Genomic DNA, 13208 nt, shown 5'->3' on the forward strand with positions numbered 1-13208 from the left:
TTAAGAGATTAATTGAAGATGAACATTCAGTTGAGGATAAATCATTTTCAGCTCAGAAATAATATTGATGCATTTAGCTTTATCCTGAATGGCTGTTGTTGCTGATAAATCGTCTAAAATTTTACTGACAATTTCTGCCGATTCCGTATTTTTTCTTCCTTCTTTTTCCAGAAAAGTGAAAATCCTGTTTTTGGCAGTTCGCGCCCGGTTTACCCTTGAAAGTACAGAACGGAAGTAAAATTCCAACTCTTTAAGTTTTTCAGCATTATCTGTTGCATATTCTTCAAGATAAGAAGTCACAAAAAGCTGTATGTTCTGGCTCGGATGTTGGCTCAATTTTGTAAGATATTCCAATCCCTGTTCTTTTTTGAAGAATTTCATAATGAGATTTTTACCGAAAGTTTCCACATCAGGACGTACAGAATCTGCAATTCCTACTAAGCAATCGGTATCCCAATCTTTTTCTGTGAATTCGGTTTGGAAGAAGTGAAAAGCAAACGCTCTGCTGTCATCCCATTTTGCATCCAGGATTCCCAAGGCATGATTCCGGTCTGATTTGATTCTTTCCACATTATTTTTATAAAAACTCCAGGCCCACTGTCTTATTGCCAAAAATTCGTGATTGGCCAGAGCTATAACCTGTTTTAAGGTGAATCTACTGTCATCATTTACTTTTTTAAGCAACTCGAAACCGAAAAGCTGATTTTTCACACTGTTCGCAAACACTAATCTGATCATCCATTTTACAGGAATATCGTTCTTATATTTCACAATCATTTTATCCAGATAATCACGGAATAACTGATGTGAATTTTCAAATTTCTGTTCGGCCATCAATACATCAAACAGTCTTCCAATGGTCTGCTGCTGAATTTCAGGCTGGGACTCAAATCGATCATTCAATGAAAGAACACTTCCTGTAACTTCCTTGTAACCAGAAGAAAGCAATTGAAGGATTTGCGGCCAGTTTTTCCCGATCTCTTCTTTCGGATATTGCTGCAAAAGGCTAATCCCGTTTTGTCTGATGGATTCATTTTCATTATTTAACAGCAGCTCAATAATTGAAATTGGGATTTCTGTAACAGGATATTTCTGGGACTTGGAAAGCAGAATTTCACTGGCTAAAAACCTGTTATTATTCAACGGAGAAGTCAATAATTGGGCAATAATATCCCAACTGATCTCAGAAAAATTAGAAGAAGCCGTTATCTTGAGTTTTTTTGTAGCTGCTTCCGCGATTTCATCATTTTCCTCGTTATTTTCCAGAGCAATCAATTGTATGATTACTTTTCCAAGCACAGCTTTTTGCCTGTCTTCCGATAAAGATGCTTTTTGAAGTAAATTATTAATAAATTCATTGGACTCTTTTCTTGAATTCATCACCAGAATGGCCATAAAATCTATAGAGGAAAGAAAATATTGTGTATTATTTTCTATGTTCACTTTCGCCCAGTTTCTTGCTTTTTCATTTCCGGAAACTAAAACCTGTGCTACAAAGCTTTCTTTTTGTCTTAATTCCGTTTCTCTTTTCTCCAAAGCATCAAACCCTAAATTTTGAGGATATTTTGAAGACTTATTAAGCAATCGGATCATCATTTCAGGTTCTATTTTCGACAGCAGATTTTTATAATCCGGATGAACAGAAAGATTTTCATACGCAAATCTCATTACCCTATCCATTTTTCCCTGCATCAAAAGCTGAATGTAAGCTTCAGGCATTTCATCCCAAAATTCAGGATAAAGTTCAGACCTTGATGCGCTTACCTCAGGTTCTATTACAGCTTCTTCCTGTATAGATTGAGGATCTGTCTGTTTTTCTTTATTGGAACCAAAAATATTTTTAAATGTATTGATGATATTGTCTAAAGCTCCATCCTGTTTTTTAACAGAAGAGTCTTCTGAAGAAACCGGGTTGCTATTTGTTACTGATTCTATTTTTGTTACCTTATTTTCCTGATAATAATAATCTGAGCTCCAGAACTCTTCTTTTTTTAAATAAAACTGAAGCCTGGAATCCATTTTACGGGTTCTATCGTTCCCAAAAAGTATAGTAGTAAGCAATAATGATTGATAACATTCAGGGAAATCAACTACAGTGTAATGATACCTGCTGCTTTGCCAGTCATAAGTTCCATATACGCTTAAAGGCCTTCTGTTGGCAGAAGTATAATCCTCGTCAGAATACTGGATAAGAGCGTTTACAGCAAACCTTAAATATTTTTTTGCTTCATTTTGTTTTCCCAGCTCTTTTAAATAGAAAAAACCATTCTTCTGGAAATAAAGTTTGGTGAAGTTTGAAAATGCCAACCGGCTTTCATTATGGGAAAGCTCTTTTCTTACGTTAATATAATCTCCGAACTGAGAGAAATATTGAGTCTGATTCCACGATTCTTTATCCAAACTGGCCGTTCTGTTGAACGTTGGCGTTTTCTTTTCGAATAAAAATAAAAGCATTCCCAGAATTTGAGCATCATCTCTGAAACGTGCAAGCTTGTATATGGCCCGGATATTTCTAAAATAAGGTACTTCAAACGGAATCTGCCACATTACGTTTTCAATGATTTCAACCAAAGAAGGATAAGCTTTTGATAAAAGATAAAGAGAAACCAGCTCATCTGTTTTTTCTTTTTTGGAAAATTTTTCAGTGTAATGCTTTTTCAGACTTTCATAGTCTCCTTTATCAATAGCGTATCGAATTTCAGAAGGTAGGCTTTCCAGTAATTCTGAAACATTTTTTTCAAGCTCTGAGCCCTCATTAATTGTTAAAAGCGCATCAAAAGCAACATTTTTGATGTATTGTTTATGTCTTGTACTGTGTGCAATGCTGTGAAGCAGTTCGGAAGCCTGAACAATTTTCAATCTTCTGATGGCAAAAATGGAAGCGTACAGCTGCATTTCATCCCCTTTTGTTGCCAATTTCAGAATGTAGGGAACAGCTTCTACCATTTCCATTTGAGCTGCTTTCCAGATGACACGGGAAGTTTTCCATTCTGTTTTGAAAGAATTAATACTCTGTGTGGCATCCTCCAGACGCTTCAGCATAACCCCTTCTTTGGAATCCACATTCAGTGTTTCCAGCGAAGGAAGCTCTACGAATACTTCTACTTCAGACTGGTATCCTTTATTTCTTTTTTCTTTTTCGAGTTGGTCAAAAATATTTCCCGCCTTTTCTATGGAAACAAATTCAGGAGTTTTAGTTCCTTCTTTCAATGCAGCTCCTCTTCTTCCATAGCGGAAATTGACAATGAAGGCATCGGGATTAATTTCACAAAGATCGATTTCGTAAACTTTATCTGATTTTCCCTCGTGGAAGAAGAGCTTGGTTTGTTTGATGATTTTCATCTATCTTATGGATTAAGATGTTGTTATTATGTGTTGGGTTCAGGCTAAAAAATATTCCACCAATCGGTTTTGTCTTCTTTTGGTGCTATTATTTCTTCTTTAACTTCGGAAACTTCAATTATTTCTACCTTTTCAGGAATTTCTTTTCCGGTTTCTACAATCGGTTTGCCGTGTTTTGCAATGATCATGTTTAATTTTTCTCTGAAAATTAACGCCTTTGAAGGATTTACCATATTAATAAAATTGATATACCCTTCAATGGCATTGATCAGATGAAATGCTTTTCCCCAGGTTTGGTTTTGCCATCCATTGACTTCAATATTGTGTAAAAGGGCTCTGAATTTTCTCAGTTTATTCCTTTCCACATTCAGTTTTTCATTCACCACGATTCCCGTTACCTTTTGCTGATTCTTTCTCCTCATGATGTGAAGCTTATCAGGATGCACCGTAAAGTTTTCGTCTTTGATTATCTGTTTTACAAAGTATAAAAGCTTATTAATGTTTTGTTCATTATCATCATTGGTAGAAAAAGTGAGATCATCTGCATACCGTGTATATACAAATCCTAATTTCAGTGCTAAGCCCTGCAATCTTTTATCCAGCTTATAAGCAATACTATTACTGATTGCCGGACTTGCAGGGGAACCTTGAGGCAGAAACCGGTCTCCTTTATGTACAAAGTATTTAACACCATCAAGCAGAGCTTCTTCTGTATGAGCATGGGTACAAGCTAATGCAAAAATAGTTGCCAGCTGTTCTGAATACCCAAGTTTAACAAATAAGCCTTTCACTCTTTTATAGCTGATTGACGGAAAAAAATCCTGAAGATCTATATTAATGATAATATCCTTACCAAGATGCGGTTCGGCATTGGTAACAATTGATTTTTTTGCTGTGAAACCATGAACAACCTCTCCTACCAATATTTTATTCAGTATATTATCCAGAATCCATTGCTGGAAACCTTTCAATTGTGATTTCGGAGCAGAAATTTTTCTTTTCCCACCTGATTTTTTTGAAATTTCAAAAACATGATAATGAGATTTTTTTGAAACTCTCCGGTGAAAAGCAAGATATTTGATTACTGAAAGGCTGTACCCTGACTTTTGACTGAAATCTAATATGTTTTCAAAAACAGGAAGTGAAAACTGAAGTAGCTTTTCGGTATCAGAATCCGTTTTATGAAGCCCCTTTGAAACATTTTCGCCAAGATAAATGATTTGCTGCTGTTGCAGCGTTTTCCAGTGATCAGCTTTATCCTGTAGCTTTTGTTCGTTTTTTTGTTTGGTGACTTCTCTTTTGGCTTTGGCTTCCTGCATCCGTTTTTTACGCATTTCTCGAAGCATTGCTTCCTGATTGCCATACTTCCGGTCTTTTGCCAGTAATTCCTGTAATTCCTGCTGTAAAACGGCTTCTTTTTGGATCAGTTGTTCCGGCAGAGAAGGCGTAGATGTTTCCTGCCAGAAACCAAGCCTTTTCATTTCTTCCAAAATATAGCTGTCTTTGGAAGATGCCTTTATACGATCATAAATCTGTTGCCTGGTGAGACTTTGTGACATGATTTGGTGTATTTTTATAAATAAAAAGCCCTACAATTGAATAGGGCTTTGTTTTTGGATATACCTTCGTATCTTCTGAGAACTATATCTATCAACTCCAGAAATGGTACTAGTGCGTACCTTTATTTTCCCGGAAAATGAACTGAAAAGGCACGCACTAGTACCAATTTCACCATTAAAGATAGTATGTAGTGCAGTATGCTAAGCAATTTTACATCGATGACGAAACATCATCATTTCTTAAAAAGAAAAGCAAGGATCTATCTTTTCCAAATATATAAAAAAATTGGTTATAGCATCCAATCTCATTTTAAAATTCTTTATTATTTTTTAGACTGAAATGAACTTCCAAAAGTTGGAGATAAAGGGTTTAATTCTGATGCAAAGTTTTAAGAAGTTGATATCACATTTTTAAGGAAGCTAAGATAGAATCAATTTCATTGATCCTTCTAAGCGGCTAGATCACTATATTACCTCATCAGCGGTTTACCACAATTTTTAGTTTTCTTAAAAATAAAGCAGTTGAATAATTGGGTTGGTATTAAAAAGCAGACTTTAGTTCTGAGGGTAAGTTCCCTCCCGATATGACATCTGTTTTTCCAAAGTGCGTATAAATAAAAAAAGCCTTCTATTTCTAGAAGACTTTTTGCGATCCGGACGGGACTTGTACCTTTTCAGAAAAACCCCTATCCATCTGCTTTATGCTGTTCTCTTGTTTAGTAGGTCACCGAATAGGTCACTTTTTTAACAAGATTAAGAGCGTTTGTTTTTAACTGGTGCAAATATATAGTTTTTTTTGTTTCTTGCAAAGAAATTATGTCTTTTTCATTTCAGGTAAATATAAACCTCAGACTATCAAATATAAAAATTTAAATAATTCATACAGGCTTTTTTTATTTCAATATAAATCTATAATATAGCCAATATTTTACAAGTCTTCAATAACTTCTGCCTCGTCTTTCTCTTTCGTAGTTTGAACTAAATCCAAAATCATATCTAAAAACCCTGTATTTTTATAGAAATAATTAGGACTTTCTTTTAGCTTTTCTTCTATTTTGTGAAAGCCATAATTAGAATATTTTTCCATCGTATCAATTAGATAATCAATAGCTTTCCGCTCTGTTATTTCTCCTTTTTCAAGAGCAATTAAATCTAAATCATCAGTTTTTGCAAGTAAGGCTGTAAAGATATATTCTCTTAATTTTGGATACGCTTTCCTAAGTTTCTTAGAATCTAAATTTCCCCAAAACTGAATAGGCTGCCCAAGACCTTTTGTTTCCCCAGCCAATTCTTTTTGTTTATTCGCATACAGTCCAATAAAAAAAGCATAAATATAAAGCTCATATCCAGCACCAAAAATTTTCCCTTTACTTGACATTGATTCAACGGATCCTCCTCCATATTCAGTAAATTGTCGTAAAAGTGATTCTTCAAAATGGATTTCAAATTGTGGATTTCGTCTTCCCCACACATCATATAAAGTATCTTTTGCCATAATTACTCTTTTATTAAAGTTAATTTAGTTTGAATTGTTGACAAATCTAAATTGCTGAAGGGGCGTTGTTTTTCCATTCGATAAATTGTGCAATTCTGAGCATCAATTTTATTATTGTCTAACATCCCATTTTCTGTTAAAAAGCTTTTTGTAAATATTATGCATTGTTTATTAATATCAGAAATAACCTTGAAAAAATCACTTTCTTTTTGTGGAGAAAATGAGCTGGTGGGAGCATCAAAAATAAGTGGATAATCATTATCCCGTTTCAATGCCGTCAGGTCTGATACAGCAAATAATACAGACATATACATTGTTGTTTTAAGAGCTTGATTTGGACTCGATATAAATGTATCATTTCTGTCTTGCAGAGCAATTCTGGCAGCACCATCTGCTGATTTAATTATTTTAATTATTCCATAAAATCCATCTATATTAAGCCTTTCAAGATATTGATTAGCCCTATCTTCTAATTGGAAAAGAAAATCTTGTGTGTTTTTTTCTTTAGCATTTTTGAAAGCATTTTTGATTTTATCCAATGCACTGTGAATTTTTCGATAAGTGTCAGCCACAGACCCCTTAGCCAAATTATTATATTCTTCTTGATATTTTTCTAATTCTTTTTGCTTTTCACTTTCTTCCTTTTCAAGGATTACAACTTGTTTCTCTGCTTGACCTTTATAATCCCACCAATTTTTGATATTTTCATATGCGTTTTGTAGTTGCTCTTCCGTTAATCCATCATTTTGAGCTAATAATTTTTTTTTATTTTCTTCTTCTATATCAATACTTTCCTGAATTTTATTAGTGTCAGCCTTTCTTGCTTCATTAAATTCGATACTATCTCTGATTGTGTTAATTAAATTGTTTATTTCCGCTTGATTATATTCTAAATTACTACTTTTTTGCTCTAATTCTCGTAAAAAACTATTTGGGAAAAGTTGTTTTTCAGTTTCTTTTTCAATTGGTTGTTGACTCTTAATTAAGTCATTAAGTTTATTAACCATAAAATCGTAAGCATCCGTTCCTTCTTTTGCGTCACGACCACACACCTTGCAAAACTCATCTTTAATCATCTCTTGCATAGAGATTTTATCAGGAATATTAGGCGATAAAGGAATAATACCTTCAGCTATTTCTTTGGCTAATTCTTGTTTACCTTTCAGTTTATCCTCCTCACGTTCAAGCTTTCTTTTCTCTCTACTGAATAGGGAAACTTTTTGTTGAAACTCTTCAAAAATAGAAGAAAACCCGCCGAGAATCCAAATATCATCAAGAAGTTTTATAGAATATTCTTCATTGATATGCTTTTCTGTTTGAGTCTTTTTTTCTCGTAATGATTTTAGTCGCTCATTAATAGCTTTTAGTAACTCACTTGCTTCTTTACTATTTTCAATTTCATTGAGCTTTGTTGAGTAATTGGTTGCATTTTCTCTATTACTTTTTAACCTTTGGCGTATATCACTTAAGTCTTTTCTTAACAAATCTAGCTTTGAACTTAAATCCTTTTCTTGTTGAGAGTTTTGTTTATCTGATTTCATCGCTTTTTCAAACGCTTTTCGAGATTGGTATTCAGCATAATCTGTAAAACCAGAAGTGTCATCCTCTCCATTATAATAAGGTTCAAATTGTCTTATATTTGAAAAAGTTTCAATTAGATAATTTAAAGCATCGGGATTATTGAAGACATTAAGATTTTCTTCTCCTTTGAAAAGACAATATTTACGTATGGCCGCCTCAAAACAACGGTCCAATAATCTTCCTCCTTGAATTGGAATCCTTTCAGCCCCTTCATTTTCAAAACCTTTGAATTGAAAATTACTTGTCTTTATTTCGTTATTAGCATCTTTTGAAAACGAAAATGATTTTTCTACAATTTTCTCTCCATCGTGGTCAAAAGTCATAGATACACGCAGAACCTCACTTTCAAATTCAGGTAACTCTGATATTTTCTTTTCCGAGATAAGACGTAAGTCAAGATTTTGTTTTGAAGTATCAAATAACCATTCTAATGCTTCAAAAAAAGTAGTTTTCCCATCCCCATTATCTCCAATGAAAATCATTAATCCATCATTAAATTTAATCGTATTAACTCCATAATAACTCCTAAAGTTTTCTATTGTGATTTCTTTTATAATCATAGGATATTTTGATTAAGATAGTTAATTACCTCATTGTAAGTTTCCTTAAAAATACTTCTATCAGAACTTCCTGCAACTCCCTCAATAATTTTTGCGACAGTTACAACGATGGGGTTTTCAGAATTTAAGGCATCTTCTACGGTAGGAAAGTCATCAGCATTAAATTCATAAAAAGAATTTAATTTTTCGTCAGAAAGTACTAACTGTAACATTTTATCTTTATTATTCATTATTGTAAAGATTTAGATTATAGTAATTCATAGTATCTAAAAGCGTATTGATTGTATAAGAGCTATTTTCTGAAAGTAAAGCAAAATTGTTAACACGTTCCAACTCCTTTTTCAACATACTTCTTTCCATCCTGTAGTTTTCACTATTAGGGTTTATTTCAGGAACTACAACCAAATCATGTATATATGCAAACTGTTTATCAGGATGTTTCCTAAGAATCCTGCCACGACGTTGCACAAATTGTCGAGGATTTCCAGTGCTCGCACAAAAAATAGCCAACTCAGAACGTGGCACATCAACGCCCTCATCCAAGCACTTCATTGAAGTAAGCACATCAATTTCTCCGTTTGCAAATTGCTCTAAAACATTCTCTTTATCATTTGTTCCTGAAATAAATTGCTTAATTGTTGTTCGTTTATTAATATCCTTTACTGCTTCAGTAAAAGCATCAATTAAGTGTACAGCAACATTATCATTTTCAATTTCATCATTTTCTGAAAAATAATCTGTCTCAAAATATTCGTTCGGGTCGTTACCCTCCGGAACATAAACCAATGTGTACTTTAAGTTGCCTTTCTTTTTATATTGTTTCTTTAAAATATCAGTAAAAACAAATATTTTATTAGATGCTTTATGTATAATTCGTTTTCTTGCTAATAACAATGCTGTTAAAATAGAATTTTTGCTGAAACTATCAGATTCACTTTTATAGAATTTTGATATTTTCAGCGATAACTCCATATAATCTTTCATTTCAGATTCTGTAAGGGTAACTATATGAGGATAATAATAGTAACGGCATAATACTCCTTTATTTATAGCTTCCTCCATTGAATACTCATATGTGTATTCATTTTCGCTATTAAAAAATGAAAAAAGTTTTTTGTTTCCCTCTTCATCAAATTGACGTTCAGGTGTTGCTGAAAGACCAATTCTTCGTTTACAGTTAACTTGAGGCAGAAATTTTAATAAAGCTCCTGATCCCATATTGTGGCATTCATCCGCAATAAGTAAAGTTTTAGCTGGTAACTGATTTAGCTCACTAAATATGTTTTCTCTTGCAAAAGAGGCATACGTTGAAATTACAATATATGAAACTTGCTCCGTTGCTGAAAGACGTTCACGAGTTAAAATGGCTGAAAAATCGTTTTTCCAGCGACTTTTTGAACAAACTTTTACAATATTTGTAAAATTGAACTTTTTACATTCATTTTCCCACTGGTTAACCAACGTGATTGTAGGTACAAGAATTAAGGCTTTATAATAACCTGTTTTTTTATAAATTTCAAGTAAACAGTTTAAAGAAGTGATCGTTTTCCCCGTACCTGTTGCCATTGCAAACAATCCTTGTTGATTATTATTTTTCCAATTATTAAATGCAATTTTTTGATATTCTCTTGGACCTTCAGAATATGGAAACTTCGGATTTCTTGAATTTTTGTCAATATCATCGTAAAGCTTAACAATAGTTTGTTTTAGCTTATGGTTTTTAATGAGGCTTCTTTTCTTTTCAAATAATTGTTCCTCCTGAACAATTAACTCATCTATATTTTTATTGCCAAACTTATCTTTGATCGCAACTTCTATTTCATTTGCAGACAAATACTCAACATCTTCATCCTGTTCAGAAAAATAATCATTAATTACTTTTAATTGTTTTTTGATTAATTTGTTTGACCTCTCATCTTCCCAACCTAAGAATGCTTCTAACTCTTCCAAATTTTCAGATAAGCCAAATAAGGTAAAGTTACAAGAAGCCTTATATCCCACAGAATTTTCTCCATCGCTGAAAACTCCTGATTTATAATGAGCAATTCCTCTATTGTGCTTAGGTTTGATTACTTTGATTTCAATTCGCTTTTTAGCAATCAAATATGCCAGGCATTCAAAGAAATGTGTATCATATTCATCAAGCACTTTTCCAAGAGAAACTACATCGGATAAATCAAAGACTTTGTTCAGATTATTGGGACTTTGTCCTTTTTCAAAAGCTTCTTTGTCTTTTTCTGAAAGCAAATGATTGATAACCATCCGCATTTTACCCCCTTTACTGATAAATGTTGCAAAACCAACAGAAAGTAAATTGATAGCTGCCGAACTAAAATAACCTAACAACAAATGAAATTCGGAACTATTAGCTAAACCATCCAAATAAAATTGTAAAGGCTCATTTTCTGTACCTGTCTTATAATCTCTATCTATTGACCAATCACAATCTTTAAGCATATCCTAGCATCATTTTAGTTAATTCAGAAATCGTTTTAATTGCTGTTTTTATTTCTGCTTCTGTATTAAATTTTCCTAAAGAAAATCTAAGTGAAGTAAAAGCGTTATCATTGCTCAGTCCCATTGCTGCAAGAACATGTGAAGGTTCAATTACCGCAGAAGTACAGGCAGAACCATTGGAAACAGCTACATTTCTCATTCTACCTATCATAACACTGGCATCACATCCCTTGAAGCAAATATTACTTACATTGTAAATTCTATTTTCTGTACTTCCATTCACGAATGTGTCAGGAATTTTTAGAAGTTCACATTCTAGCTCGTTCCGTAACGATATAATTCTTTCAGCATCTTGCTTCATTTCTTGTTCCGCAACTTCACAAGCTTTGCCAAGAGCTACAATACTTGGAACATTTAATGTTCCACTTCGTAAACCATTTTCGTGTCCGCCTCCATGCGTATATGCAGAAAGGTTAATACCTTTCCTTATATATAAAGCACCAATTCCTTTTGATGCATACATTTTATGTCCGCTTAAACTCAACAAATCAATGCCAATATCATCCACATTTATAGGAATTTTCCCTGTTGCTTGTGTTGCATCAGTCATAAACAAAGCTCCAATCTCATGAGCAAGAGAAGCAATCTCTTTTATTGGTTGAATTACACCAGTTTCATTGTTTACATACATTACAGAAACCAGAATAGTATCTGAGCGTAGAGATTTCTTCAGCTCATCCAAATCAATTAATCCACTCTTTTGAACAGGTAAATAAGTTACTTCATACCCTTTAGTTTCAAGATTTTTACAGGTATCAAGTACTGCTTTATGTTCGGTTGAAACAGTTATTATATGTTTTCCTTTTTCCGAATAATTTTCTGCCACTCCCTTCAATGCGATGTTGATGGCTTCCGTTGCATTGCTTGTGAAAATAATCTCTTTATTATCTGCACCAATTAAATCTGCAACTTGTGTTCTTGCTGATATGATTGCTTCAAGTACAGTTGTTCCAAAATAGTGTGTACTGCTTGGGTTAGCAAAGTTTTCTTTTAGAAATGGAAGCATCGTACTCAATACCCTTGGGTCTATTTGAGTCGTAGCATTATTATCCAGATATATAAATTGCATATGAATTAAAATTTTAAAACGAGAATTTTTTCAAATACTCAATACCATCATTTAAATTATCTAAGATCACTCCTGATGGTTTATGAAGGATTTTAAAATATTTTGCAAATGTTTTTTCCTCTCTCGATTTTTCATCAACTAAAATAATTGTTTTATTTAAAGAGTAGGCAACACCTAACTCAAAGGCTAATCCGTATCCAGAAGGATTAGTGGTCTCCATATAGGCAAAGAAAATATCACATTCCTTTACAAAGTGAATATCCCATGTTGTATAGAAGTCTGAATGCTCAAGATTATGTTCCCTCGGATTGAAAAAAGTAAATTGCTCACTAAGCTCTTCAATGACTTTTGATTGCCAATTACTTTTAAATCCGCCCGATAAGAAGACTTTTGATTTATAGCTCATAATTGGGTGGCTTTTGCTGTATATATTGAAAAAGGCAATCCCAGTGATATATTATAAAACTTATTTCGTGTTTCCCTTAATAAAAAGTAACTAATAATTAAGCACACATAAATTATATAATGTGATATCGCTGTATTGAAAATATCTAAAGAGAATGGCTTGAGAATGGAAAAAATTAACGCTAAAACACCTAACATCATAGATACATTTCCAATTTGATTAGAAAGATCAGCTCTAAAAGTAAAGGTATAAATTTTTTGATCGTGCTCCGGAACAAAGCCCATAACAATACTTCTTATATCTCGCAGACTTGTATCACTTAAATCATCAGTTATACCTTTTGTTTGAAGAGATTTTGACAATAATTCTTTTGAAAGCGAAAACGTTTTCCGATTCTTCACATTTCTTTCTGTTTTCTTTATATAAGAATATTTTCCTAAAATATTTTCCTTCATAACGCCAAGTCCATAGATAGAATAGCCTAATAGGTACGATATAACTATAAAAATAAATGGATAGAAATCATCGGACTTTGTTCCAATTGTTGGGTAAACAAAATAATCTTTTTTAATAATTATTGATAATAGTATTAACAAATAACTTCCCGGCAATAAATATCCAATAATATCCCACACAAATTCTTTAAATGAATCAAAAAAACTTTTTATATTTTCCATAA

The 13208-nt window shown here is 33.0% G+C and carries 9 protein-coding genes; all 9 read right to left on the reverse strand.

From position 1 onward, the window contains the following. Window positions 1–3342, reverse strand: coding sequence for a WGR domain-containing protein (locus tag DRF65_RS16240; RefSeq protein ID WP_115971816.1), 3342 nt, complete (start codon window positions 3340–3342; stop codon window positions 1–3). Window positions 3343–3386: 44 nt separating this feature from the next. Beyond that, window positions 3387–4901: a reverse transcriptase family protein gene (locus tag DRF65_RS16245; RefSeq protein ID WP_115971817.1), complete on the reverse strand. Its 1515-nt coding sequence runs from the start codon at window positions 4899–4901 to the stop codon at window positions 3387–3389. Window positions 4902–5829: 928 nt separating this feature from the next. Further along, window positions 5830–6396: a glycoside hydrolase family 15 gene (locus DRF65_RS16250; protein WP_115971818.1), complete on the reverse strand. Its 567-nt coding sequence runs from the start codon at window positions 6394–6396 to the stop codon at window positions 5830–5832. A 2-nt stretch (window positions 6397–6398) separates the two neighbouring features. Then, entirely contained in the window at window positions 6399–8537 is a 2139-nt protein-coding gene (locus DRF65_RS16255) for an AAA family ATPase (RefSeq protein WP_115971819.1), read from the reverse strand. Further along, window positions 8534–8749, reverse strand: coding sequence for a hypothetical protein (locus tag DRF65_RS16260; RefSeq protein WP_123947367.1), 216 nt, complete (start codon window positions 8747–8749; stop codon window positions 8534–8536). The genes DRF65_RS16255 and DRF65_RS16260 overlap by 4 nt, the downstream gene beginning before the upstream one ends. 10 nt (window positions 8750–8759) lie before the next feature. Beyond that, window positions 8760–10994 (reverse strand): DEAD/DEAH box helicase family protein, encoded by a 2235-nt coding sequence (locus DRF65_RS16265; RefSeq protein ID WP_115971821.1) that lies wholly within the window; start codon window positions 10992–10994, stop codon window positions 8760–8762. Beyond that, a complete protein-coding gene (locus DRF65_RS16270; RefSeq protein ID WP_115971822.1) occupies window positions 10987–12123 on the reverse strand; it encodes a cysteine desulfurase family protein in 1137 nt (378 codons plus the stop codon). The genes DRF65_RS16265 and DRF65_RS16270 overlap by 8 nt, the downstream gene beginning before the upstream one ends. Window positions 12124–12136: 13 nt before the next feature. Then, window positions 12137–12529 carry a nucleoside 2-deoxyribosyltransferase domain-containing protein gene (locus tag DRF65_RS16275; protein ID WP_115971823.1) on the reverse strand — a complete coding sequence of 131 codons (393 nt, stop codon included), beginning with the start codon at window positions 12527–12529 and terminating at the stop codon, window positions 12137–12139. Further along, complete coding sequence (locus DRF65_RS16280; RefSeq protein WP_123947368.1) at window positions 12526–13206, reverse strand: hypothetical protein; 681 nt, start codon at window positions 13204–13206, stop codon at window positions 12526–12528. Before DRF65_RS16280 ends, DRF65_RS16275 begins: the two co-directional genes overlap by 4 nt. Between the last annotated feature and the right edge of the window lie 2 nt (window positions 13207–13208).

Origin of the sequence: Chryseobacterium pennae, from assembly GCF_003385515.1 — a bacterium.
In the GTDB taxonomy this organism is placed as follows: Bacteria; Bacteroidota; Bacteroidia; order Flavobacteriales; family Weeksellaceae; genus Chryseobacterium; species Chryseobacterium pennae.